Source organism: Cytobacillus horneckiae, from assembly GCF_002835735.1.
Taxonomy (GTDB): domain Bacteria; phylum Bacillota; class Bacilli; order Bacillales; family Cytobacillaceae; genus Cytobacillus; species Cytobacillus horneckiae.
The window spans coordinates 50,402-75,556 of the sequence record NZ_PISD01000005.1; the positions used below are offsets into that span (position 1 = coordinate 50,402).

General features: G+C 37.4%; 29 protein-coding genes and 1 pseudogene. 22 read left to right on the forward strand and 8 right to left on the reverse strand.

Translation table 11 applies throughout. The features are described from left to right. Positions 1-120 precede the first annotated feature (120 nt). From CWS20_RS01530 to CWS20_RS01545, 4 genes are all read left to right on the forward strand, one after another. Positions 121-882 (forward strand): SDR family oxidoreductase, encoded by a 762-nt coding sequence (locus tag CWS20_RS01530; RefSeq protein WP_066193689.1) that lies wholly within the window; start codon positions 121-123, stop codon positions 880-882. A gap of 228 nt (positions 883-1,110) precedes the next feature. Beyond that, positions 1,111-1,830, forward strand: a complete 720-nt coding sequence (locus CWS20_RS01535) for an ABC transporter ATP-binding protein (RefSeq protein WP_066193692.1) — start codon at positions 1,111-1,113, stop codon at positions 1,828-1,830. Beyond that, the gene (locus CWS20_RS01540; protein ID WP_066193694.1) at positions 1,827-2,543 is read left to right on the forward strand and encodes an ABC transporter permease; all 717 of its coding nucleotides are present in this window, start codon (positions 1,827-1,829) and stop codon (positions 2,541-2,543) included. Before CWS20_RS01535 ends, CWS20_RS01540 begins: the two co-directional genes overlap by 4 nt. A 43-nt stretch (positions 2,544-2,586) precedes the next feature. Further along, on the forward strand, positions 2,587-3,384 hold the full coding sequence (locus tag CWS20_RS01545) for a MerR family transcriptional regulator (protein ID WP_066193697.1): 798 nt from the start codon (positions 2,587-2,589) through the stop codon (positions 3,382-3,384). Positions 3,385-3,581: 197 nt separating this feature from the next. Here the strand turns inward: CWS20_RS01545 and CWS20_RS01550 are convergent, their stop codons facing one another. Beyond that, positions 3,582-4,046: a hypothetical protein gene (locus CWS20_RS01550; protein ID WP_066193700.1), complete on the reverse strand. Its 465-nt coding sequence runs from the start codon at positions 4,044-4,046 to the stop codon at positions 3,582-3,584. A gap of 254 nt (positions 4,047-4,300) precedes the next feature. After that, entirely contained in the window at positions 4,301-4,459 is a 159-nt protein-coding gene (locus CWS20_RS27850; protein ID WP_157090503.1) for a hypothetical protein, read from the reverse strand. 456 nt (positions 4,460-4,915) lie between these two features. Here CWS20_RS27850 and CWS20_RS01555 point away from each other — a divergent pair, with 456 nt between their 5' ends. From CWS20_RS01555 to CWS20_RS01575, 5 genes are all read left to right on the forward strand, one after another. Beyond that, the gene (locus CWS20_RS01555) at positions 4,916-5,545 is read left to right on the forward strand and encodes a class I SAM-dependent methyltransferase (protein WP_066193702.1); all 630 of its coding nucleotides are present in this window, start codon (positions 4,916-4,918) and stop codon (positions 5,543-5,545) included. 234 nt (positions 5,546-5,779) lie between these two features. Then, entirely contained in the window at positions 5,780-6,754 is a 975-nt protein-coding gene (locus CWS20_RS01560) for a zinc-dependent alcohol dehydrogenase family protein (protein ID WP_411814298.1), read from the forward strand. A 303-nt stretch (positions 6,755-7,057) separates the two neighbouring features. Beyond that, positions 7,058-7,912, forward strand: a complete 855-nt coding sequence (locus tag CWS20_RS01565; RefSeq protein ID WP_066193708.1) for a putative RNA methyltransferase — start codon at positions 7,058-7,060, stop codon at positions 7,910-7,912. Positions 7,913-7,973: 61 nt separating this feature from the next. Then, positions 7,974-8,459 carry a tetratricopeptide repeat protein gene (locus tag CWS20_RS01570; RefSeq protein WP_066193709.1) on the forward strand — a complete coding sequence of 162 codons (486 nt, stop codon included), beginning with the start codon at positions 7,974-7,976 and terminating at the stop codon, positions 8,457-8,459. A gap of 79 nt (positions 8,460-8,538) precedes the next feature. Further along, positions 8,539-8,835 (forward strand): MazG nucleotide pyrophosphohydrolase domain-containing protein, encoded by a 297-nt coding sequence (locus tag CWS20_RS01575; protein ID WP_066193712.1) that lies wholly within the window; start codon positions 8,539-8,541, stop codon positions 8,833-8,835. A gap of 65 nt (positions 8,836-8,900) precedes the next feature. Here CWS20_RS01575 and CWS20_RS01580 read toward each other — a convergent pair whose 3' ends face one another. Together CWS20_RS01580 and CWS20_RS01585 are read right to left on the reverse strand one after the other, a co-directional pair. Continuing rightward, on the reverse strand, positions 8,901-9,947 hold the full coding sequence (locus tag CWS20_RS01580; protein WP_066193714.1) for an ATP-binding protein: 1,047 nt from the start codon (positions 9,945-9,947) through the stop codon (positions 8,901-8,903). A gap of 192 nt (positions 9,948-10,139) precedes the next feature. Beyond that, positions 10,140-12,125 (reverse strand): bifunctional 2',3'-cyclic-nucleotide 2'-phosphodiesterase/3'-nucleotidase, encoded by a 1,986-nt coding sequence (locus CWS20_RS01585; protein ID WP_241504123.1) that lies wholly within the window; start codon positions 12,123-12,125, stop codon positions 10,140-10,142. A gap of 653 nt (positions 12,126-12,778) precedes the next feature. On the opposite strand from CWS20_RS01585, the gene CWS20_RS01590 reads away from it, so the two are divergent. The 5 genes from CWS20_RS01590 to CWS20_RS01610 all read left to right on the forward strand — a co-directional run bounded on the left by CWS20_RS01590 (position 12,779) and on the right by CWS20_RS01610 (position 16,791). Beyond that, positions 12,779-13,678 (forward strand): NAD(P)/FAD-dependent oxidoreductase, encoded by a 900-nt coding sequence (locus tag CWS20_RS01590; protein WP_066193717.1) that lies wholly within the window; start codon positions 12,779-12,781, stop codon positions 13,676-13,678. 103 nt (positions 13,679-13,781) lie between these two features. Then, on the forward strand, positions 13,782-14,483 hold the full coding sequence (locus CWS20_RS01595; protein WP_066193719.1) for a Crp/Fnr family transcriptional regulator: 702 nt from the start codon (positions 13,782-13,784) through the stop codon (positions 14,481-14,483). Between the two features lie 30 nt (positions 14,484-14,513). Further along, positions 14,514-15,212, forward strand: a complete 699-nt coding sequence (locus tag CWS20_RS01600) for a YjjG family noncanonical pyrimidine nucleotidase (RefSeq protein ID WP_066193723.1) — start codon at positions 14,514-14,516, stop codon at positions 15,210-15,212. Next, positions 15,212-16,417: a Bcr/CflA family efflux MFS transporter gene (locus CWS20_RS01605; protein ID WP_066193726.1), complete on the forward strand. Its 1,206-nt coding sequence runs from the start codon at positions 15,212-15,214 to the stop codon at positions 16,415-16,417. The genes CWS20_RS01600 and CWS20_RS01605 overlap by 1 nt, the downstream gene beginning before the upstream one ends. A gap of 179 nt (positions 16,418-16,596) precedes the next feature. After that, on the forward strand, positions 16,597-16,791 hold the full coding sequence (locus CWS20_RS01610) for a hypothetical protein (protein WP_066193730.1): 195 nt from the start codon (positions 16,597-16,599) through the stop codon (positions 16,789-16,791). Positions 16,792-16,847: 56 nt separating this feature from the next. Here the strand turns inward: CWS20_RS01610 and CWS20_RS01615 are convergent, their stop codons facing one another. Continuing rightward, positions 16,848-17,789, reverse strand: coding sequence for an LCP family protein (locus CWS20_RS01615; protein ID WP_066193733.1), 942 nt, complete (start codon positions 17,787-17,789; stop codon positions 16,848-16,850). Between the two features lie 485 nt (positions 17,790-18,274). On the opposite strand from CWS20_RS01615, the pseudogene CWS20_RS29270 reads away from it, so the two are divergent. Next, a pseudogene (locus CWS20_RS29270) lies at positions 18,275-18,463 on the forward strand (YueH family protein); the annotation flags it as partial. 46 nt (positions 18,464-18,509) lie between these two features. On the opposite strand, the gene CWS20_RS27855 reads toward CWS20_RS29270, so the two are convergent. Continuing rightward, entirely contained in the window at positions 18,510-18,668 is a 159-nt protein-coding gene (locus tag CWS20_RS27855; protein ID WP_157090504.1) for a hypothetical protein, read from the reverse strand. A gap of 438 nt (positions 18,669-19,106) precedes the next feature. Here CWS20_RS27855 and CWS20_RS01625 point away from each other — a divergent pair, with 438 nt between their 5' ends. The 5 genes from CWS20_RS01625 (at position 19,107) to CWS20_RS01645 (ending at position 21,974) form a co-directional block, all read left to right on the forward strand. After that, complete coding sequence (locus CWS20_RS01625) at positions 19,107-19,385, forward strand: autorepressor SdpR family transcription factor (RefSeq protein WP_066193738.1); 279 nt, start codon at positions 19,107-19,109, stop codon at positions 19,383-19,385. Continuing rightward, on the forward strand, positions 19,385-19,990 hold the full coding sequence (locus CWS20_RS01630; RefSeq protein WP_066193741.1) for an SdpI family protein: 606 nt from the start codon (positions 19,385-19,387) through the stop codon (positions 19,988-19,990). The genes CWS20_RS01625 and CWS20_RS01630 overlap by 1 nt, the downstream gene beginning before the upstream one ends. Before the next feature lie 129 nt (positions 19,991-20,119). Further along, complete coding sequence (locus tag CWS20_RS01635) at positions 20,120-20,923, forward strand: class I SAM-dependent methyltransferase (RefSeq protein ID WP_066193745.1); 804 nt, start codon at positions 20,120-20,122, stop codon at positions 20,921-20,923. Positions 20,924-21,106: 183 nt separating this feature from the next. Then, complete coding sequence (locus tag CWS20_RS01640) at positions 21,107-21,544, forward strand: SRPBCC family protein (RefSeq protein ID WP_066193747.1); 438 nt, start codon at positions 21,107-21,109, stop codon at positions 21,542-21,544. 25 nt (positions 21,545-21,569) lie between these two features. Next, positions 21,570-21,974, forward strand: coding sequence for a VOC family protein (locus CWS20_RS01645; RefSeq protein WP_066193754.1), 405 nt, complete (start codon positions 21,570-21,572; stop codon positions 21,972-21,974). Positions 21,975-22,132: 158 nt separating this feature from the next. Here CWS20_RS01645 and CWS20_RS01650 read toward each other — a convergent pair whose 3' ends face one another. Then, positions 22,133-22,318 carry a hypothetical protein gene (locus tag CWS20_RS01650; protein ID WP_066193759.1) on the reverse strand — a complete coding sequence of 62 codons (186 nt, stop codon included), beginning with the start codon at positions 22,316-22,318 and terminating at the stop codon, positions 22,133-22,135. 211 nt (positions 22,319-22,529) lie between these two features. On the opposite strand from CWS20_RS01650, the gene CWS20_RS01655 reads away from it, so the two are divergent. Then, positions 22,530-23,075, forward strand: coding sequence for a DUF3231 family protein (locus CWS20_RS01655; RefSeq protein ID WP_066193764.1), 546 nt, complete (start codon positions 22,530-22,532; stop codon positions 23,073-23,075). 150 nt (positions 23,076-23,225) lie between these two features. Then, on the forward strand, positions 23,226-23,417 hold the full coding sequence (locus CWS20_RS01660) for a hypothetical protein (RefSeq protein WP_066193767.1): 192 nt from the start codon (positions 23,226-23,228) through the stop codon (positions 23,415-23,417). A gap of 235 nt (positions 23,418-23,652) precedes the next feature. Here CWS20_RS01660 and pdxR read toward each other — a convergent pair whose 3' ends face one another. Then, complete coding sequence (pdxR, locus tag CWS20_RS01665; RefSeq protein WP_066193772.1) at positions 23,653-25,083, reverse strand: MocR-like pyridoxine biosynthesis transcription factor PdxR; 1,431 nt, start codon at positions 25,081-25,083, stop codon at positions 23,653-23,655. Positions 25,084-25,155 lie beyond the last annotated feature (72 nt).

The window sequence follows — 25,155 nt, forward strand, 5'->3', positions numbered from 1 at the left end:
ATTTTGCGAACGATTTGCATATTGTTACTCAAATTATAGAAGATTAAACTAAAGTAGTACAAATGATAGCGCTTCATCTTGAGTTTGTATTTTATTTCCAAGGGAAAGGGGTCTTTTATCATGAAATTACAAGATAGAGTAGCGATTGTAACAGGTGCAGCTTCTGGTATGGGCAAAGCCATTGCTGAACTTTATGCAAAAGAAGGCGCAAAAGTCATTGTGGCTGACCTTAATATCGAAGGTGCAGAAGCAGTGGCGGAGGGAATTACCAATGCAGGCGGCACGGCAAAGGCTGTAAAGGTGAATATTGCTAAGCTGGAAGACATCGAAGCAATGGTAGATACCGCTGTAAGTGAATTTGGCACTTTGGATATTTTAGTAAATAATGCTGGCATCATGGATGCATTTGAACCAGTTGGAGATATTACGGATGAAAAATGGGATTTAATTTTTGATATCAATACAAAAGGTGTGATGCGTGCAACAAGAAAAGCCATCCCAATTTTCTTGGAAAAAGGTAAAGGCGTCATTGTTAATACGGCTTCCACTGGCGGGCTTAACGGTGCACACGCAGGCGCTGCTTACGGTGCGTCCAAGCATGCAGTTGTAGGTTTAACTAAAAACACAGGCTTCATGTATGCAAAGGAAGGCATTCGCTGTAATGCAATTGCACCGGGCGGAGTACAGACAAATATTGCATCATCGCTTAAACAGCCAAATGCATTTGGAATGAGCCGTACTCAGCTTGCTCAAGCAGTAATGCCGCGTACAGGAACATCTGAAGAAATTGCACAAGTCGCGCTATTCCTTGCATCAGATGATTCAAGCTTTGTCAACGGTACAGTGATCACTGCAGACGCAGGATGGACTGCAGCATTTTAATTTAAATTATCGGAACACCTTTCCTTTGGGAGAGGTGTTTTTTTTTATGTCTTAGTATAACAGAAAACTGGAGAAAGACGGCTGATAAGGTAAGGAAGATACGAGTAAATAATCACACTCCTTAATTTATCAAGAAATTCTTTAAAAACTCAAAACCACTCATTGACTCTCCCCTAACAGGAGCTTTTACACTGTTAAAGTTCGACAAAAAAAGGAGGTCATAAAACGATGGAAAACGCAATAGAAGTTTCAGGCTTAACAAAGTCATTCGACGGTCATACGGCTGTCAATCATTTATCGCTAAAAGTAAAAAAGGACACCATTTTTGGCCTGCTTGGACATAATGGCGCAGGGAAATCGACTACGATTGACTGCATTCTTGGTACACAAAAGCCGGATACCGGTGAAGTGACTATTCTAGGGTGCGATCCAGCCGCCAATCGCAAGCAGCTTTTCGAAAAAGTCGGCGTTCAGTTTCAGGAAAATGCTTTTCAAAAAGGGCTGAAGATGAAGGAGATTTGTGAGATTACGCATTCACTTTACAAGCATCCAATGAACTGGCGTGAGCAGCTGCAAGCATTTGGTCTCAGTCATCGTGAAAAGGTAAAAGTGACTGAGCTTTCAGGCGGAGAGCGGCAAAAGCTCTGCATTTTATTGGCGATGATGGGGCAACCAGAAGTGATTTTCCTTGATGAGCTGACTACAGGACTTGATCCGCTAGCTAGACGGGAAGTATGGCGAACACTTGAAAAATTAAAGGAAACGGGTGTGACAATTTTTCTTACATCACATTTCATGGATGAGGTCGAAAACTTATGTGATGAGCTACTTGTGCTAAAAAATGGACAAACGCTTGTGTCGGGAACGGTTCAAGAGGTACTTGCTTGTACAGGTACGAAAAACATGGACGAAGCATTTATCCATTTAATTGAGGGGGATGTTCAATGAATACTTTTTGGTTATTATATAAGGCAGAAATTAAATTATCCTTCAGAGAAATGTCCTCGGTTATTTTCGGTTTAATCTTGCCGGCTGTTTTAATGGCGTTAATGGGAATGTTTGCCTATTCGAACGAGGAGCTGAATCTCTCATTTGCGGCCATTGCAACAATTGGATTATGTGCAACCGGCCTCATGAGTTTGCCATTATCACTTTCCTCCTACAGAGAGCAAAAGGTTCTCAAACGATATAAAGTGACACCCATTAGTCCGATGATTCTCCTTTTTGCTCATGTGAGCTATTGTTTCTCTTTAAGCATTTCTTCTATGCTGATGGTATTTGCGGTCGCAAAGTTCGGTTATGGGATGAACTTCATTGGCTCTCCTCTAAAGTTTATCGCTGGTTATTTACTTGTTATGGCAGCGATTCATAGCATCGGACTCATCATCGCCAGTCTGTCGCCAAGTGAAAAGACGACCGGTGCGATCAGCAGTGCGCTCTACTTTCCGATGTTTCTACTATCCGGCGCAACGATTCCGTTTGAGATCATGCCAAGCTTTCTTCAGTCGATTGTAAAAATCTTCCCTCTTACCCATGGCATTGAATTATTAAAAGGAATTGCGCTTAATCAGCTGGCAAATCTTACCTTTAGTTTGACAGTACTCATTCTCACAGCCATTGTATGTCTAATCATATCTATAAAATTTTTTAAATGGGAATAATGTAAGGAAGCTTAATTGCTTCCTTTTTGAAAGGAGAAAACCTATGTATTCCATTGGCATTTTTTCGAAAATGAATCGGATAACGATTAAAACATTAAGATATTATGATCGTGCAGGCATTCTCAAACCTGCACATGTAGATAATAAGACAGGCTATCGTTATTATAGCAGTGCGCAGATTGTAACGCTTCATGAAGTCATGGCATTAAGGCAAATGGGCTTTAAAATTGCAGAAATCAAGGAGGCTATCGAAACAAAAACAGTCAGCCGCATGATTGAAAAAAAACGGACAGAACTGCAAGAGCAGTCTAAAAAGATAAACGAGAAGATTGCTCAAGCTGACTATTACTTGGAAAAGCAAGAATATACACCGCAAATCTTTATCAAAAGTCTCCCGCAAGTGATTGTTGCTTCTACTAGATATATACTGCCTAATTATCAGGCCTTATTTGAAGTTGTTCCGAAAATGGGCGAGAAAATGATTGCAGTCGGCTGCAAAGTTGACCCAATTCAATATTGCTTCCAAATTATACATGATGGGAAATATAAAGAAGAGAATATTGATTTTGAAATTTGTGAAGCCGTAACAGAAATGAAGAAAAATCAAAATGGCTTAATTTTTAAAGAAATAGAAGAAGTACCTATGGCAGCCTGCCTTCTTCACCGCGGCCCATATGAAACGATTGGTGAAACATATGCGATTCTATTTGATTGGCTGGCGCATAATCAATACGAATTGGCTGATAACCCAAGAGAAGCCGTTATTGATGGAATATGGAATCGTAATGATTCGCGCGAATGGCTGACTGAGGTGCAGTTTCCGCTAACTAAAGGAGGGTAGATCAATATGAAGCAATCAGGACCCTATCAAACGAATGTACAGAAGTGTTTAGGAACTAAAGGCAGTTCTTAATTGTGTGAGTAAGAAACCGTACGCTTTCCTTACTTACACAGTTTATATTACACTCCCGCGTACCCATTTTTATTCGCAGTAATTTTACAACCTTTACTTAAAGTCCTTTTTATGAAAAAAATATCTTATTCAATTTCTTTAACACTTACTTCATTTTCTTGGAATGTAATATCATATTTCTTTTCATCCTCATTAATAAATGATACTCCTAAGAAAGCTGGCTCTTTTTTATTTAATTCCTCTAATTTATCATTACTAAGACCTTCATTATCAAATGTCACTTCACCTTTGATTTCTAAAAGGTTATCATCCTCATTAACTGTATTTTTTACATCTTTAATGTTTACGTCTTTAACTTTATCTTCTACCCATGAACCTACAATAGGTTTAATACTTAATGTATCAATTTTTTTACTATCGTTATCAGGGATAATGATTTCAATTTCAAACCTGATGCTACTCTCTGCTCTCTCATTTTCGCTTAACCCATATAAAAATTCATTAATATCATAAGATTGATTTGGGTTTTGGGTGCAAGCTGACAATAATACAAAGAAAGGCAGTAACAATACTAAAAATACCTTTTTCAAATTAACAAATCCTTTCCTTTATTACCAATTCATCATGTCTATAACGCAACATAATCACTCAATATTGGTGCTTGACACCTGCCGTATTCAAGATGGTTTTTACATAATCAGCTTGCAGTTTCTGAAAGATATTAGTCGAAAACTCAAATAGTTTAGTTTATAAATAATTATGGTATAATGGATATATAATACTAAAGACAGGATGCGTGAACACCCTGTCTAGTAACTTATCGCCCAGGCGGGAGGTTACTTAATTACTTGTTTCTCTTAGAAACCACCCGAGACTGGGGAGTCTTTTTACGGGTGGTTTTCTTTTTGGATTTTTTATTAGGAATCTTACTGAATAGAAAGGCAACAAATTGAGTAATTATTGCCTTAGCAAGAGTTAATAGTAAATCCACTAGTACATCCATTGCGGTCACCTCCCTCCAACTTCGACTTAGAGCAAAGGGAAAGCAACCTCCCACCCGAACTATTAAGTTACTCATCTTATTATAGCGTAATTTTTCCATTCTTTTATATGTAATTGAGTTATGGTGAAAGAGGGAAAGTTATTAAAAGCTCTGATTTTATTTGCTGTTGATTGGAGCGGGTGGCGCGAGACTCCTGCGGGAGAAGCTAGCAAAAACTAGCAGCACACGAGAAGAATATACACAGAAAGATTCTGAATTTATATTAAACATTCTCAACCTCGCGTAGAAATTATTTCAATTTTCGAAAATAATGATACAATAGCAGTAACTTAATGAAGAGGACGGGATGAAGATGAAAAATGCAAAATGCACCCTTATAAAAATAAATGGAGAAAAATCAGCTGGGTAATGAGCAAATAAAATGCCCGCTGTTATAATAGGAGGAGCATTTTTAATATGTTAACGAATCAAGGCTTTAATTTATGGGCGAATCAATATGATCAAACCGTTCAATTAAGTGAAGATAATAAAACATATCCTTTTGCAGGCTATAATGAAATTTTAAATATCGTGTTTAATGTAGCGATGCGGCAGCCGCAATCTTCCATTCTTGATATTGGTTTTGGAACAGGTGTGTTAACGAGTCAATTATATGAACAAGGACATCTTATAGATGGATTGGATTTTTCATCAGAAATGATTACCTTAGCTCGAAAGAAGATGCCGGACGCAAATTTAATTGAATGGGATATTTCTAAAGGATTGCCGGAATCGATAAAAGCGAAAAAATATGATTCTATTATAAGTACCTATGCGCTGCATCATTTAACTGATGAGGAGAAGGTGCCTTTTATACAAAGTTTATTACTTCGCCTGAATGATAACGGAAAAATCGTTATTGGCGATATCGCATTTCAGACAAGAGCCGCACATAATCAGTGCAGGGATAGAAGTAAAGAATTCTGGGATGAGGATGAGTTTTATTTCGTACTTGAAGAATTAAAACCACGAATGGCAGATTTCAGCCATAGTACATTTACACAAGTCTCCCATTGCGGCGGTGTAATGGTTCTTTCAAAATCATAAGGCAAGGGGACTCCTGTTCAAATTAGGGGCTCGCTGAAGCCGTTTGGAATGAAAATTACCAACCAAGAATAATAAAGAAGCACAGCTCATCTTTTCTAAGAGTTGTGTTTTTTTGATTTACGATGTTACATTTGATTTATTATAAGAGTGAAACGATAATCGATAACGAGTAGAATGAATAAATTGATTGTTTAATATAATGTGAATAAGAATCTACATTGAGGGGAAATGATTGTGAATTCTGCAAGTGTAAAATACGATCAGTTTGGTGATCCAAGTGAAGTACTGCGGATTGAATATGAACATAAGTCTGCGCCAAAAGACTATGAGGTTTTGGTAAGAATGAAGCTGCGGCCGATTAACCCATCTGATTTAATTCCTGTCAGGGGCTCCTACGCACACCGCATCACTTTGCCAGCTATTCCTGGATATGAAGGAGTTGGCATAGTAGAGCAAGTAGGAAATCGGGTTTCAGCCGATTTAATAGGTAAAAGAGTGCTGCCTTTGCGCGGTGAAGGGACATGGCAGGAAGTTGTGAAAACATCGGCCGCTTTTACCGTCCCAATACCTGATTCAATAAATGATACCGCAGCGTCGCAAATGTATATTAATCCGATTACCGCCTGGGTTACTTTAACAGAGGTGTTAAAGATAAAGGCAGGCGATACTTTAGTAGTCAATGCTTGCGGTTCAGCGATCGGCCATATTTATGCCCAACTGACGAAGCTGATAGGCTGCAGGCTCATCGCAGTTGTGCGAAATGGAGATTATACAGAGCGGCTTCTTCAGCTCGGTGCTTTCCACGTAATTGATACATCCAAACATTCATTAACTGAAGCGATTATGGCTTTGACATATGGTAGAGGAGCAGACGCGGCGATTGATTCAATCGGTGGCGATGAAGGGAATTTGCTATCTCAATGTGTGCAGCCTACAGGCACATTTTTAACGATCGGCCTCTTGTCAGGCGTGCAAGTAGATTGGCGTGAAATCTCCAGCCGGGTAAATGCTAAGCTATTTCATTTGAGACATTGGAATCGAAATACATCCATCAGAACATGGCATAAAACCTTTGAACGGATTATTGATCTTGCAGCAAATGAGAAACTGTTGTTGATGAATATGGTTGCAAACTATGATTTGCACGATATCAAAATGGCGCTACATGCCGTCGAGGAAAAAAAGGAGAAGGTCTTTTTAACAAGCTAAGAGAATCTATAAGAAAATCTCGAGAGCGGAAGCGGTTCCTCAGGGCAAACAACGAATAAGTACATCGTTTCACCGGCTTTGCCAGATAACATAACTGGACTCTCATTTGTTTTTCGCGAGTATGAAAACCATTATAAAGATGGACCACCTATTAAAGAGGCCGTCATTAAAGCATAACCATTCTTTGACTTTCGCAAAAAATTTCCATACACTTAAACTATTATCTCATTTTATTTTTGATCACAGGAGGGAGCCTGTGATTTTTTTTCTTATAGAGTTTTAAGTATGGAAGGAAGTTCATTCATGTCAAAGAAAATAAATAGTGCGAAGAGAATTCAAAAATTGGCGCATGCGTTTATATGCCCATTGTGCGGAAGCCCGGTAAAAGTTGTTGAGCTAAAAAGTTTGGTGTGCGACCAAAGTCATAATTTTGACTTTACGAAGCAGGGGTATTTAAATTTACTTACTCATGCAGTTAAGAGTCATTATAGTAAAGAGCTGTTTCAGGCTAGACAGCAGATTATTATGGATGCTGAACTTTATAAGCCGCTTCATGATGAGTTTGTAGCCATCATTGATCAAATGCCTGGACACAAGGTGGTTGCGGATTTAGGCTGTGGTGAGGGATCGCATTTGCAGAAAATAGTGGATAAAGTAAATGCAAAAGAAATCGATGCAATTGGAATTGATATTGCTAAGGAAGGCATCTTGATGGCTGCGAAAAATTATGATGAGCTTATATGGCTTGTAGGTGATTTAGCGAAGTCTCCGATAGGTAACGGAGCTGTTGATGTGATACTTAATATACTCTCTCCATCAAATTATGAGGAATTCAAAAGAATGCTTGCTCCCGAAGGAGTGGTTGTGAAGGTCGTTCCAGGGGAGAGGTATTTGCATGAATTGCGGGCGTTTTTATATGAGGAGTCCGAATATTCCAATGAGCAAACGGTTTCGCTGTTTAACAGGCATTTTGATTTAGTCCAAACGAAAAGAGTGTCGTATGCTAAAAACTTGAATCAGTTTGATTTAGCCAATCTTGTGACGATGACGCCATTAGCTTGGAAGGGCAAAGAAGAGAAGATAAAACAATTTATGAATCAAACATCTGCAAATATTACAGTAGACTTGGAGCTCTTAATAGGAAGAAAAAAACGATAATCGTGGTCTTCAGCTTTTATCTTTTTATAATGGTAAACTATATAAAAAGGAGGCGAGAGAGTTGGATAAACAATTGTCTCAGGCTATCCATTTAAGGAATATCGGAAGTTTAAAAGAGTCTAATCAAATGTTCATGCAGCTTGTTAAAACACATCCTAATGATGCGAATATTCAATACCAATGTGCATGGAGCTTAGATGTGCTAGGAGAAGAAGCCGAGGCAGTACCATATTATGAGCGTGCGATAGAACTTGGTTTGCCTGACGAAGATTTAGCAGGCGCATATTTAGGCTTGGGTAGTACATATCGGACCTTAGGAGCATACGAACAATCAAGACAGATTTTTGAAAAGGCGCTGGCTGTTTTTCCTGAAAATAATGCGATAGCCTGTTTTTATGCAATGACCTTGTATAATTTGCAGGAATATGAACGAGCGATGGGAATACTGTTAAAAGCATTGGCAGATACTTCATCTGATCGGCACATACATGATTATAAAAAGGCGATTGTTTATTATTCGGATAAGCTGCATAAGGTGTGGAGATAAAGCTTACATCGTGCTCACACTTAAACAGCTATTGGCTTTTTAATAGATTAAATCATTGACATAAAAGGAGCGAGAGAAGATGCTTGATATCGCTGAATTACAAAAGAATGTAAAGGCATTTAGTAAAGAAAAGGGATTTGACCAATCTTCTGTAGAGGCAAGAACATTATTTTTAATGACAGAGGTGGGTGAAGTTGCAAAGGAGGTACTTTCTTTATCATGGGAAGAAGACAAGGATCAAGTTAAAGAGCGATTGGGACTTGAGCTATACGATGTTGTATGGAATGTATGTGAGCTAGCAAATAAGCTTGATATAGATTTGGAAGACGCTTTTAAAAAGAAGATGGAAATTAATAAGTTACGTACATGGGAATAAAAATAAAAAGTGGTTTTGATAGAGATAGTTAAATCTGCATATAACCACTTTTTTGTATAATTGCTTCAAAGAGAAAATCGTATATGGAATGTTGTTCCGCTAGAATCTGATGTGTAGTCTATCATGGCATTGTTTCTTTTCGCAATAGCGAAAGAAATAGCTAACCCAAGGCCCGACCCTTTTTCCTTGGAAGTAACAAAAGGCGTAGAAATCGTATCCATCATGTGAACAGGGATGCCTGTCCCTTCGTCACTGATAGATAAAACAACCTTTCCTTCCGCGAGATAAGTCTTAATATGAACAGACTTATTTGCTTCCATTGCATCAAGTGAATTATTCACCAAATTGATTAAAAGCTGTCTCATTTCACTTTGATCAAGCTCAAGTGCAGGAATCGGATTTAACTGAAGATGAATAAGCTTATCCTCTTTTAATGCCCTTGTTTCCATTAATGGATAGATCGATTGAATAATTGTGTTTAAGCTCTGTTTTTCCATTCTGCTATGCTTATTTTTTGCTATGTCCAAAAATTCGCTAATGATTATATTTACTCTATCAATCTCTTCAATCATTAACTTGAAGATATCCTTATACTTCAGCAATTCTTTATTTTGTGAAACAAGCTGTAAAAATCCTTTCACAGTGGTTAAAGGGTTCCGCACCTCATGGGCAACTCCAGCAGCCATCTCGCCTATGATTCTCAGCTTTTCAAAATAGATTTCTTTTTCATTCTGGGCTTTTTGCAGTGAGATGTCGCTAAAAAGCACTAATATGCCATTTGCATCTGGTATAACTTTTATCTTTAATGTTTTAGCAGATTCCTCGATTGTTATTTCAAATGTAATAGTTTTCTGTGATGAATAAGCATAATTGTAATGTTTAAAAATCTCTGTCCCTATGTATTTTGGAATGATATCCCAAATGCAAGCACCTAACAAATCCTCTTTAGATCTTTCAAGAATGGCTTCACCTGATTTATTAATAAATGTAAACTCCATTTGATTGTTTAAATAATAGCATCCATCAGAAATATTCAACAATAGCTCGTGCATATTAATATATTCAATTGAATTTCCTTCATTGAAGAAGGAAAAATTTCCTCGCGATGTCATACTATAGGAAACGCTCCTCTCAGCAGATATTCAGAAAGATGGGACTTTGCGAAAACTATTTCTATATCTAACAGAATAACATACTTTTAAAAAATTCAAATATATTCTATACATGTTAATACTAGTTAAATTTATTTTTTTTATAGAAAAAACTCCGCATCGCTAATTGTGTACGGAGCTAATCTATTTCAGTTAATTTGTTGGAAACTGGATAGAATACTTCCCAAAGCCATTACTTCCATTACCAATATATTGAATGCCGCTGCCTTCCTTAATGCTGTCAACTGCCTCAGAAGACGATTCAAACGTGAGGTTGGCATGATTGCCAATCGGTGCAAAAGTCCAGTTTCCATCAGCTGATGGGTCGATCGTTCCTTTTTCAAAGATATAATCGATGATGACTTGACGGTTTTCATCCGGATACATTTCAAGAGCTGTCTGGTTTCTTACACCAGGGAAATGGCCATTTGCACGGTAGTTGTTTGTAACAACGATAAATTCCTGTTCAAGATCAATCGGCGCTCCATTAAATTCTAGATTCTTAATTCGATTGGCCTCAGCATTTATTATATTACCGCTGCCGTCATATTTAGCAGGCTCTGTTACATCAATCTCATATGTGACACCATCAATGACGTCATAATTATAAGTAGGAAAGCTGTTATTAATTAATGGCTGCTCACCTGTCACGCTTGGATCAATCTGGTTAAATTGCCCTGCGGACATTTCCAGCCATTCCTTTACATCGGCGCCATTAATTTTTACTGTTGCGATTGTATTCGGGTATAAATACAAGTCTGATACATTCTTGATGGCAATAGTTCCTTCCGGGATATACGTATAGTAGCTTGCGCCATTTCGTCCGCCGGCTTTAAACGGTGCACCAGCGGAAAGAACAGGTGTATTTTCTTCAGCTGTACCTGCAAGCTGTTTATTTGCATACCATACCTGGGCGTTTGTCACAATTTGAATGGAAGGATCATCCTGTACTAATGCAAAGTAGCTATGAATATCTGCCGTTGTTTCGCCAACAGGCTGACGAACATAATTCAATGTACCTTCATGTTCTTTTTTTACTGCCCGCAGAATTGAACGATCTGGTTCAGCTAAACTTTGTTTTGCAGTTTCATCATAGATAGCTCTTAGTTCTGACTGGCTGCCTGTGACTTCCCATTTGCCTCTGCTCTTTGTTAAGGAAAGGTCAATGACGCCAAGGTGGCTTCCCCAGTTGCCCGGCATGACAACAGGCACGCCATTGATTGTTCCTTTTTCTTCATCAATTCCAGGAAGGTTGGCAAAATCCCCCGGAAATAGCTTATGATTATGGCCTGATACAATCGCATCAATTCCATCTACTTGTGTAAGTGCATAAGTTGCATCTTCCGCCATTTCAGAATATTGTGCTTCCCCCATTCCTGAATGAGCTAATACGACAATAATATCTGCTCCTGCTTGTTTCATTTTTGGAATGACAGCCTCTACAGATTTGACAATATCCTTCGTATATACTTTTCCTTCTAAATGAGCTTTATCCCATTGAGTAATTTGTGGAGTAACCGCACCTGTTACACCTATTCTTAATAGCTGTGGAATACCTCGTTCGTCTTTGACAATTTTCTTAATAATTTTATACGGATTAAAGTAATTTTTTTCTTTCCCTTTGTTTTCTTTATATACATTTGCATTTACGTAAGGAAAAGGTGCATCATTTAACACTTCATCAAGAAAATCGAGGCCATAGTTAAACTCATGATTTCCAACTGTTGCTGCGTCGTATTTTAATAATGACATGGCTTTAAAAACTGGATGTTTTTCACCTTTGCGAAGGGGATCAATCTTTGCCTTATAATCTCCTAAAGGGTTTCCTTGAATAAGGTCGCCATTATCAAATAAAAGATTGTTTTTATTTTCTTTTCTCGCTTCTTTTATAAGGGTAGCTGTTTTCGCCAACCCGAATTCATTAGTTTCTTCGTCTTGATAATAATCATAGTTATATAAATGGGTATGTATATCGGTTGTCCCTAAAATTCGCAAATCAACCTTATGCGTGAACTTGTGTTTTAAGCCATTTGTTTCCGCTGCATCGGCTGATCGATTAAATCCTGGCAATGCAAAGGTTGAAAGCAGCAATAGAAATGCAACAAATGTTTTCCCCATTTGGCTGTATTGTTTTTTCAAATCAATTCCATCTCCTTTTATTGTAGAGTAGTGGGATAATCATCCTAATAGTAACTATATTCCGTCTATTTTGAGAATGGGTACAATGCTCCAATTTTTGTAAAAATTTAATGATCTAATTTTAATATTATCTATAAATTCCTTTATATTTATTTACAATCAGGGATTAAAATGAGGGGCAGGCAAGTGGAAAGGGAGTGATCCTGTGCATGAAATAATAGCAAAAGGAATTGCGGTTGCAGCCAGTTAAGAAGCGGGAGAGAGGGTGAAGGTGGATAAAAGACAGAAGATGTTGTTTAAAGCGGTTTGCTATTAGGCGATAAATTCATTGCAGTAATGTTTCCGCTTGATTGCGGTTTGTTTAGCATATTGAAACTGTAGGATAATTATCTAAATTAGCGCATATGAATGATAGGAGACAGCTATGGCGATTCATTTAGACAGTATTCACTTTGACAGGATTAATTAGTTGCAGTTTTATTTCGAATGTGAGTCAGGTTGTATATGCGTCAGCGGGAGAACGGCAATAGTTCATCATACAAGAAGAGGCTATAGAGGGGCTGCTCAAAAAATACAATGCTTAAAAAATGGACAAGAGATTTCATTTAATCAATTAGGTTAAGTAAATTTCTCTGAAGGGATGGACACTCAAGATGTTTGATACCGTCATTATTGGGGGAGGTCCAGCTGGATTGAGTGCAGCGCTTGTTTTAGGCAGGGCGAGAAGAAATGTACTCCTTATTGATGCGGACCGCCCTAGAAATAAAGTAACACGCTATTCACACGGCTTTCTTTCAAGAGATGGAATCTCGCCTTCTGATTTTAAAGCGGCCGCTCATCATGATATTAGCAAATATCCCTCAGTAACAATCAAACGTACAGAAGTGGTGCACGCCAGGAAGAATGATAAACACTTTGCGATTGTCACAATGAATAAAGATGTGTTTGAAGCGAAAAAGATAATTATTGCAACTGGCGTTAAAGAAATTCTTCCTAATATAAAAAGTTTAGGCCGGTTTTATGGAAAAAGCATATTTAACTGTGTTTATTGTGATGGCTGGGAGGTGCGCGATAAACGGTTGGCCATTCTTTCGAGTCATTTGGGGACACTGCAGCTTGTGAAGCTCGTGTATAACTGGTCAAAGAATTTAATTGTATGCACGAATGGCCATCATCCGATTGATCAGAAAACGAGACAAACACTGCAATTAAAAGGGATTGAGGTTATTGAGACTATAATAACAGAGTTAACTGGCGCAGGAGATCAAGTAGAAGCAGTCAGGTTTGCAGATGGCAGAGAGGAACCAATCGAGGCTGGATTTATTAGTCCGGAATGGTGTCATTCCGGATACATAGCAAATGGACTTGGCTGTAAAAAAATGCCTCAAGGCGGCATTATGACTGATGGAATGGGCCGAACAAATATACAAGGAGTCTATGCTGCTGGTGACAGCTCCATTATTTCTCCATCGCAAATTGCTATTGCTGTTGGCGATGGCAGCCGAACGGCGATAGGCGTCAATATGGATTTAACGAATGAAGAGTTTAAATGATAACTGTGCTGCTGCGCAGTTTTTTTATTTGAGATTTCAGGACATATGTCCTTTTCAAATTGTATCTGTTATCTTTTAATAAAAGCGTAAGGGAAGTGTTGGATTGATTCAATCGGCAAATCATCAGCAACTAAAGCTATATTTGAAAAAATTTGCAATCGAAGATGTATTTCCTTCCAAACTGATAGGTGATCTTTCTCTTTGTTATTATGAGCAGGGAGAGCATCTTTGTATGCAAGGGGACAATGCTTGTGAATTATTTATCATAGTAAAAGGAAAGGTGAAAGTATTCACAACCTCATCTGAAGGCAATACGTTAATTCTATCTTTCAAAACGCCACTTGAGCTAATTGGAGACATTGAGTATGTTCAGAAAATCGATATTATTAATACAGTGGAAGCCGTCTCTCCGCTAACTGTCGTTAGAATTCCATATAAAGCTTTAAGAGCACACTGTGAAAATCATCCGCCTTTTTTAAAGTTTATGCTCGGGATTATTACGCAAAAATTTTATGTGAAATCCGATTTTCTTAGCTTTAATTTAATGCATTCAGTGGATGTCAGGCTGGCCAGTTATTTATTGTCACATTCCTTTGATGAGCAGCACTCACTAGTAACTGGCATCCATAGTACGGAAAGTTTGAAGGATGCAGCAAATTTAATTGGTACCAGTTACCGCCATTTGAATCGAGTGCTGCTGAAATTTATACAAGAAGGTTTAGTCGAACGGAACAGTAAAAGCATTGTGATTAAAGATTGGCAGGGGTTAAAAAATATAGCAGGACATTCATTATATGAGAAATGAACAGCATGTGAGTAGAACAGGAGAGAAAAAATGAAACAATATCAATATTTACTATTTGACATCGATGATACTTTATTAGATTTTCAAGCAACAGAGAAAATGTCATTGCAGCTGCTTTTTGAACAAGAGCAATTGCTGTTAACTCCGGAGATTGAAAAGCATTACCGTTCATTTAATCAATCATTGTGGCGTTCTTTTGAAGAAGGAAAAATTACGAGAGATACGCTGTTAAATACACGCTTTGCAACCTTTTTAAAAGAATATGGCAAAGTAGTAGACGGAGCATTTATGGAAAAGAGCTACCGCAGCTTTTTAGAACAGGGCCATCATTTAATGGATGGAGCACTTGATTTAATAAGCCGATTAGCTGATCAGTATGAACTCTATGTCGTAACGAATGGAGTATCAAAAACGCAGGATAGACGCTTGCGCGATTCCGGATTGCACCCATTATTTAAGAAGGTTTTCGTGTCGGAGGATACCGGCTTTCAAAAGCCGATGAAGGAATTTTTTGATTATGTATTCGCACGAATTCCAGATTTTTCTCCAGATAAAGCACTAATTATCGGTGATTCACTGCTCGCAGATATGGCAGGCGGAAAGCAGGCTGGCATGGATACTTGCTGGATCAATCCTGAAAAGAAACCGGATGATATTCATGTGATGCCAACTTATGAAATTCGTCATTTAAACGAGCTTTATAAAATTATCGGAAGGGAGGAAAGGTAATGCTTCATAACCCAACAGGAAAAGAGCGAATGGCGCTTGCTTTTCTTCTCGGTATGCTGGCAACGCTCGGCCCGCTGAATATTGACATGTATTTGCCTAGCTTTCCAAGTATTGCGGAAGACTTGAATGCAAGTGCTTCACTCGTTCAACTAAGCTTAACGGCATGCTTAATCGGGCTAGCTGTCGGCCAGTTAATCATCGGCCCAATCAGTGATGCGAAAGGGAGAAGACGGCCATTATTAATTTCTATCTTTTTATTTGCTCTCGCATCCTTCCTATGTGCTATCGCGCCAAATATCACGACATTGGTTATCGCAAGATTTTTACAAGGAATGACTGCATCTGCTGGGGTCGTTTTATCACGTGCAGTGGTTCGTGATGTATTTAGTGGTCGCGAACTGACTAAATTCTTTGCACTGTTAATGGTGATTAATGCAGTAGCTCCTTTAGTAGCACCAATCGCAGGAGGCGCTATCCTGTTGATGCCATTTGCAAGCTGGGGCACGATATTTATTTTCCTCGGAATCATTGGACTTATTATTGTATCCATTGTTGCATTCAAATTAGAGGAAACCTTGCCCGTGGAAAAAAGGGTGCCAAGCTCGCTTCGGTTTACTTTAAAAACGATGGGCGGTTTATTTAAAGACCGTTCCTTTATAGGCTATGCTTTAATAGTCGGCTTTGTTCATGGAGGAAGCTTTGCCTATGTGTCCGGAACACCATTTGTTTATCAAGGAATTTATGGCGTATCACCTCAAGTGTTCAGCATCCTGTTTGGCATCAACGGCATTGCCATCATTACTGGAAGTACAATTGTAGGGCGGCTAGGAGGCAAAGTGCCTGAAAGAACGCTGCTTAAAATTGCAGTGACTGTCGCTGCATCGGCAACTGCGTTCTTATTAATTATGACCATTATCCAAGGTCCGCTAGCCACAATAGTGATTCCAATATTTATCTATATGACAACAATGGGGATGATCATTACAAGCTCATTTACCTTGGCAATGGAGCATCAAGGCCACCGTGCTGGTAGTGCCAGTGCAGTACTGGGCATGATGCCTTTAATTTTGGGCGCCGCAGTCTCTCCACTCGTAGGCATCAATGAAACCACAGCAATACCGATGGGAGCGATTCTATTCACAACTTCATTTATCGGCTTTATTGTTTTCTATACGTTGACTGGGAGGAAAAAGGCAGAAGGCTGATTAGATTGTTTGTGAGACAGGTGACTGTGCTTATGATCGAACGACCTTGCAAAAGTAGTGCCCGGAAATATAAAAAAGATGAAATCGAGAAGTCAATTAAAAAATTGCAGTATCTATCGTCAAGTTCAGTTATACTGTAAAAAGAATCTGAATATATTAATCTATCAAGGGGTAGTTCTGTGAATAGCAATAATCTAAAAGCATTAGCGATGACTTCATTTTTATTTTTGGTAGCCGGTTTATTTAGTATGTTTAGCCTAGCGCATAATAGCGCAATGTATGATATTAACTTTGTCATAATTGGAGGCATTTTGTTTGGTGCAGGCGTTCTATTGGCAATTATGACGCTCTTTACATTTGCCTTAAAGAAATAGCAAACAGCATGAAGAAAAGCGCGGCATCCATACGATGCCGCGCTTATAACATATAATCAATTAAAAAACTCATTTAAAGCCGATTGATTTTCTTCTAGGTTGACCTCCAAAACTTCGCCGATCCCTTCATATCTTACGGGTGAATAGGTGCCGTCAACTGGTATTCTTATATTTTCAAAGGAGGAGTCTTTTGTTAAGAAACTGGAAGCTAATGAAATTAAGGTGGTGCTTTTAAGATTCGTATTAACAAAAGGCTGGACGGTGCCAACTATTTTTGGCAGTTTAGCAATATTGCCGACATGGTAGATTTCTTCTGCCATTTTGCCGATTACTTCCTGCTGGCGTTCGACTCTGCCAAAATCGTTTTGTGCATCATTTCTAAATCTTACGTAGCCTAAGAGCTCATCACCATTTAGGCTTTGTACACCGGGATGCAGTGTCACTCCAATTCCTTTCGACATTTTCTTCTCCACGTCTACTTCAATTCCATCTGGGAAGGTGACATCTATAACTTTTGAAAAACCTTTGAAATCGATCATGGCGTAGTATTGCAAGTCAATATTGAAGTTCGCTTTGATTGTTTCCCTTACAAGCTCAGGACCGCCTAAAGCATTCGCTGCATTAATTTTTTGCTTTTTGAATCCGGGGATATCAACATATGTATCACGCATGATGGAGGCAATTTTTGATTTGCCAGTATCAGGGTCATATTGTGCAATCATAATGGTATCTGACCGCGATGCCTCTTCCCCTCTTGAATCAACACCTAATAGCAAAACATTAGTTTTTCCTAAATCATCTTCAATTCCATTAAAGTCGTAATTTTCCTGAGGGACACTTGTAAAAGTGTTTGCTTTTTTAAGACTGTTTTTATAGTCGAAATAGGCATAGGCAGCAATTAGCATAAGTAACGTAAGAAAACTGAGAATAAGTGTCCAAAATATCCTGCTTTTTTTCTTTTTTTTCCTCTTAAAATTATCTTCACGCAGTGTGTCCATAAAGGTTTTCTCCTTCGGAAATTTAGAAAAATTCTATTATAATATATCAGAAAACGCAATTTTTCGTCAATTTTCATCAAAAGTCGTTCGATTTCTCAGTTTATTGCTAGGTGATACATTTAAGCGAAAAGGAGTGATTATAATGCTTAATGGCTTATATGAAGCGCATTTACTAATTGCAAAATGGAGAAATCAATGGATAGAAAAAGGAAGGAGCTTTGTAGGATGATCGATTGGTTTTATTAAGGAAGGCTGCAAGTGAAGATAGGTATCTTGATGATATCCTCTTGTACAAATTTGTGAAGTAAATCTATTAAGCTACGTGATGATTTGCTTTATCAATACATAATCTGATACTATGGTCAAAACTAGAATTACCCCTTAGAAAAAAGAAAAATTGCAGGTCAATCACACTAAGGTGGTGAAGTCCATATGAAATATTTACAGGAAAAGTTAAATGTACTCGGTAAAAAAATTCTGATGTTTTTATTATTCATACAGCTGATGAGAAGTATATTATTGCGATACCTGATATTCATTGGTCAGCTGAGGTAAATGGCTTGGCAGAATTTGATGCAAAAGTTAATCACTTAATTGATTCTCTTACTTTTCACTTATACGAAGGTAATTCACAAGAATTAGCACATAGCATTTCGTTGTTAACTGTAAAATAAATAAAAGAAAAAAAGAATGTCTTTAATTTTCATAGACATTCTTTTTCTACTCAATGTTTTTTTCATCCATTGCCTCTTCTAGAAGTGAAATATGCTCTTCAATGATGCTTGTACGAGGATCTTTAGGATTATTCAAATGACGTTTCATATCCTGCAAGAATACAATCTCTCTCTTCATTAACATTCTCTCATTATTCTCAAGCATTCTTATTCTCCTTTAAAACAATAGTAGAAAGGTTATCCATAAATAAATATGTTAAATGACTAGCTATATTCTATATTTTGTTCTGAAAGCTGTTTTTTAATACATTACTACTATAAAAAAACAGGAGAATTTGTCAACCTATCGCTGAGCTTTTTAATCGTAATAAATCACATTTATTCGGCTGAACCACAGAGAAACCGCTCCTATCGTCGGGATAAATCACATTTCGCTAGAAAGCGAGTGGGAAGCATTGGGGAATCCAATATCTTTCATTTTTATTTTTGAAATAAGTTCTTCTACAGCCTGGGGGGAATTTATACTTTTTATAAGGAGAGAATGATCTAAATAGTGAAAATCGCGATTGACATTTATCTCCAATCGCATATAATTTAAGTAATTAAGTAAATACTTAAATAATGAAAGAGGAGGATATTATATTTGTCCATAAATGATTTATTTAAAGCTTTATCTGATGAAAATCGCAGAAAAATATTAGACCTATTAAGAAATGGAGATATGACTGCAGGGGATATTGCTCATCATTTTGAAATAAGCAAAGCTGGAATATCTCAACATTTATCTATTTTAAAAAATGCTGAATTAGTGTATGCCGTTAAAAGAGGTCAATTTGTTTATTATTCTTTGAATGCAACTGTTTTTCAGGAAGTTTTGAAATGGATTATTCAATTTAATTCAAACAAATTGGAGGAGAAATAATGTTTACAAAAAGCTTTATCGTTTTTTTAACCCTAGCATCTATTGGCATGGGTCTATATTTATATAGCATGGATGTGCCTATTAATGAGGTGAAATATGGTGCAAGTGAAATATTATTCTTTAGTATTCCTTTCACAATGTTATTAGTTAATATTCAGCTTTTCATTTTTCCGAAGCTTTTCAAATTTGATGTCTTCACACGCTATAAGAAAGGAATTGAAAGCATTTTCTTATCTTTATCAATCATCCTTGCGCTTCTGTATGTCGGTTTAATTCTTGCAGCAACAGGCAGAGAAGTGAATATACTGCTCTTCATTCCGGTTTGCGCAGGCATTGTACTCATCACTACAGCGAATACCCTTCCAAGATTTCAACTAGAAATACATCAAACTTCCTCAGAATTTACTCAATCAACCAATCAAGCTTGGAATATCATTATTCGACCTTTTTCTTACCCGCTCTTTATCGGCGGAATAGCCATGCTGCTATGTGTATTTCTTCCAGATGCACTGATGTTGCCCGGTTTTCTAGCCATCCTTTTATGTACCTTGCTCATTTCAATAATATATTCATATAGAGCCTATCAATCTTACGTTAATCGCTAATGATAAGCAAGATCAGAAAAGAAAGAAAGCCCATTGGCCACTTCAATGTTTGTACGCCAAATTTAACGGAGTCTATTGAATGCCTCTAAAGCCAAAAAAGTTGGAAAATAAGATAAAAAGGGAGAAAAAATGGATAATATTTTAAAATACTATAATCAATTTGATGAGTTAGGACGACTGGAGCGAGAGCCTGTAGAATTTCAAGTGAACTGGCATTATATGAAAAAATATTTACGTGAAAGCGCAACAATCCTTGATAATGGGGCTGGACCAGGGAAGTATTCTATAGCGTTTGCAAAAGAGGGCTATAAAGTAGCATTAACAGATATTACTCCTAGATTAGTGGAAATAGCTGAGAAGAAGGCAAAGGAACTTGGAGTAGCAAAAAAATTTTTAGGTTTTTATATTGCGGATGCCTGTAATCTGTCCATGCTTGATGATGAGCAATTTGACGCGTCATTAATGCTTGGACCTATGTATCATTTACAGAAAGAGAAAGATCGAATAAAAGCTGTTAAGGAATTGAATAGAGTAACTAAAAAGGGCGGCATTGTATTTGTTGCATTTATGCCGAGAATTAGACATATTCTTACTTCCCTTTTATATCCAGAGAGTTGGAAACCGAATAATCGTATTGATCGTATCCTTCAATTCTCTGAATCAGGGTGTTTTAACCATTCTGATGAGGGGCGCTTTACTGGGGCATATTACTTTGAAATAGATGACATCAATCCATTTATGGAATCGCATGGATTTGAAACAAAGGAATTAATTGGATCAAATATGGGCGCTATGTTAAATGAACATAATTGGGATTATTGGAAGGAAAGAGGAGAGGCTGATAAGGTGATTCAACTTATTAAAGAAAGAGCTTCAGATACTTATACATTGGGTGTATCCTCCCATTTGCTTTATATAGGGAGGAAAAAGTAAATGCCTGATTTAATTATTTGATTAAGGCCGCTCAATCTGTTTTGCTTAAGAAGCACAAGGCACTTCCATGATTTTAGAGGCAATTTTGTTATTTAAAACGAAACGTATGTTCTTGTATTTCGTTGTTTTATGAGATAAGATTAAGGGACAATATAACTAATGAACTTTTTACGGAGGGATGATATGACGAAGGAGTTAACAGTATGCACGGAGACGCTTATTAATGCTCATGCATCAAAGGTATGGGAGGTCCTTGTTAATCCAGAATATGTTGCACAATGGGATGAACTGCCCGAAAACTATCCTGAAGAAAATATGACGGTTGGAAGCAAGGTAGTTTGGAAATTGCCCAATGGTGAACAATCAATTACAAGCATTAGCAAAGCTGTTCCAAATCTCGAATTAGTAATAGATCTTTATGGCACCGCGTGGAAGGTTAAGCCTCAGGCTGGGGAAGTGGCCTATCATTACAATCTTATAGATAAAGACAATCAAACCTTATTAAAGATTGAAATTGGCGATTTTTCAATCATTGAAAATGGTCAGATGTATTACGATGCTTCAATAGAATTTGCTGAAGTTTCAAAAGCTGAAATAAAAAAATTGGCTGAGAGCCTGTAATGACTTAAAGAAAAGGTGTAAACGTATGAAGCCAAACATTGATATGATTACCGTTCCAGTACAAGACCTTAAAGAATCAGAGCGATTTTATCGGGAGCTACTTGAATTGCATGATGAGCAAGTATCTTCGGGTGAGGACCATATTGCATTTTTTTTAGAGAATGGCATCTCACTAGTCCTATTCGAGCAATCAGAGTTTGCGCGAATGACTGAACAGATAGGAGGCATATCGCGCACCTCCAAACTAATCTTAACCCATAATGCAGGCAGCAATGAAGAAGTAGATCAAATACTTCTGAAAGCAAAAAATGCAGGCGCAAAAATCTTAAAAGCGGCTGCAGCAAATGAATGGAGCTATTCTGGTTATTTCAAAGATCCTGATGGCCATACATGGGAAGTATTAGCATGGCTGAGGAGAAACGATGGATAGCTTTTATGTCTGCGTTGCCGTGAGCAATTCTTCTATTTTGGAGAATTGTTTTTTTCTGCATTCTTTCAGCTCAAAATAATAATGATTATTATGTATAATTCAGGTTTCCTGTACCACATGAATGATCAGAATAAAAATCCAGCATAAAGTAAAAAGCTTTATGAAAAACTGGAAGTACAGGAGTTGCACGTGATTTTTTCTACTTTTATAAAATGTATTTTTTTTAAGTCCTCTTTCGTAAATGTTGCGAACTTATTGTAGCAATAGCCGCAGACAGTATAGTTTTGATCTTTTACGATATGTATTTTCTCTGGGTCTTTATCGGTTACAGTTGGATAAACCATTTTTCCTCTCCTTTTTCTACATTTAAAATCAAAAGTTGCAAAGTATAGCTATATGGAATTACTAACCTATTAAATTACATATATTAGTATATTAGCATAATTTTAGTTTAGGTTTAAAAGGTAAATTATGGTTTTTGAGTCATAAATTTAATGAGCTTTGCATTAAAACAGAATGTATTGAGAAAAATACCTATAAAAGGAGGTGTATATATTGACGAATATTTTCGAATCGCTAAAGGATTTCCTTAAGCCGTTAGTAGGCAATAATAATAAAAAACCATTACATACTGGGGAAGTAACAAATCACTGGCTTTTGCTGACGCTATTAGAGGAAGGCGTATCTTTATATGAAATTGGTATGAATACAACTAATAACAAAGAGCTATTAGATGCTTTAGGTGACGGGCTAGCTCTCTCTAAGAAAACGAGTAACAACTTGAGTGCCTTTCTTAAGGAAGAGGGAATTCCGCTTCCGGCAACATCTCCAGAAAAGCCGAAATCCGATTCTCATTCGATTCCTTTAGGAGTTAAGTACTCAGATGATGAGCTTGCCAATTTAATATCTGCGAAGATAGCCGCACAAATCACGCTAATTGGACAATCCTTAGCTATGTCTATAAGAAATGATTCAGCTCAGTTAATGATTGGCGTTTTAATTGAACTTTTAAAATATAGCACCTCTTTTAAAACCCTTATGGAAAGTCATGGATGGTTAAAGATACCGCCATATTATTATCCTCCAGGAACACCAAATTAATTTATGGTGTTCTTTTTATTGTCTAAATGCTAGGGGCGTTTTCAAACAGTAAAAGTGGATGGTTTATTTTACGAAAAATTGGATGGTTAATAATTTTACTAAGTACGTTATGATTTAATTAAGGGAAATTATAAAATAAAGAGGTGCAGCATGCAAATATTGCTCGGGTTAGTCATTTTAATTTTAATTTTTGCTGTGGTTTCTACTTTACTGCTAACTGGAAAGGCAGATGAAAATTACGGAAGCTCAACAAAAAGAAATACAACTAATTTAACGTTAATATATGTGGTCATCATATTTATCGCTTTAGTTGCACTGGCCGTTTATATTTGGCTCATGTAAAGTACAATAGGAAGAAGACCGTCTTAATAAGATCTTTCAAAAAACCGCTCGCTTTCCGCGGAGCGCGCGTCGAGCTGCTTCTTCGCTTGCGCGCCTTTAGTGTCTCGGCTGTTTCGCTACTCTAAGCAGGAGTCGAGCGGTCACCTCTCCTAATTTAACCGAATTTCCATATTATCAACTTCTCTACACTCTGACAGATTTAATAAGATCTGTCATTTTTTGATCACAGCTTCCTCTAAATAGCTGCCAAAGCCTCAGCAAATCTTTTAATGCCTTCATGTATGGTTGCTTCGTTTTCTCTTGCAAAGGTAAAACGGACAAAACCTTTTTCAGACCCCATCGTTGTTCCCGGTACATATATTACACCTCTTTTTATTGATTCCTCGAGCAACTGAATATCACTGACCTCTTTTTTTAATTTGCACCAAATATGGATTCCTCCTTGAGGAATATCAAAGTCAGCTTCGTCTTTTAAAAAAAGCTGGAGACTGGAAACTATTTGATCTCTTCTTTGCTCTAATTGTTTAACTAAGTGCTTAATATGTGATTTGAATTCTCTCGATTCTAAAAAGTCATTTGCGACCCATTGCGAATAGCTGCCGTGACCAAAGTCAACTTGCTGTTTTGCATCAGATAATCTTTCAATCACTGCTCTTGGTCCAATAATCCATCCTATTCTTAGTCCAGAAGCAATTATTTTGGTCAGTGAGCTTATATAAAGTACATTTCCATTTTTGTCATATGATTTAAGAGGCTGTATTTTTTCCCCGAAAAAGGAGGTTAAGCTGTAGGGGTCATCCTCCACAATAGGAATGCCATACTCGGAAGACAATTCAAGAATTTTTCTTCTTTTCGATTCTGGCATTAAAGCACCAGTAGGGTTTTGAAAAATAGGATTGAGAAATATCATTTTAATCCGATGTTTTTTATATAAATTTGTAATTTCATCAGGATTGATACCGTCCTTTTCCGATTTTAAGTCATATGTTTTTATTCCAGCAGACTTAAATATCGGTAAATTATAATGATAGGAGGGATCTTCGATAGCAACGGCATCTCCATGTTTTAGCAGGCATTGAACAACAAGATGCAGGGCCTGCTGCGCACCGGATGTAATAAGGATAGAAGATGCATTTGTCTCAATGTCTCTATATTGGCTGACGTGGGCAGCTAATGTTTTTCTGAGAATTTCATTGCCTTGGGGATGGTCATATCCCAAGCTACCAATAAAAGACCTGCTTGCAGTAATCTCTCTTAGCGAGGCTAAAGGAAAAAGATCCTGAGATAGTTCCCCGCTGGCTAAATTGATAAGCTTCGTCTCAGCAAGCTCTTTATATATTCTTTGCGTAACAGGCAAGTTTGGTAGAAACGAACCGGCTTCAATATATCTGTTCCAGCTAGGCATACGTTTTTTTGCAAGTCCCCAAATATCTTTACTTACAGTGGTTCCGCTTCCTCTGTTTCGATTAATGAGGCCATTGGACTGCAATTCATCATACGCAGCCACAACTGTGCTTCTATTTATGTCAAACTGTTTTGCCAGCCCTCTTTCAGACGGCAGCGACTTGTCAGGTGGAAAAGTACCGTCAGATATTCCATTTTCTATATATGCAGCGAGCTGTTTATAAAGCGGTATTTTAGATTTTCTATCTGGTCTCCATTCCAATTGAAACATCCTTTTTAAGCATTTTATAGTATTATACCATTTTGATTGCATAAGCAATTTTTTGGCCACTTC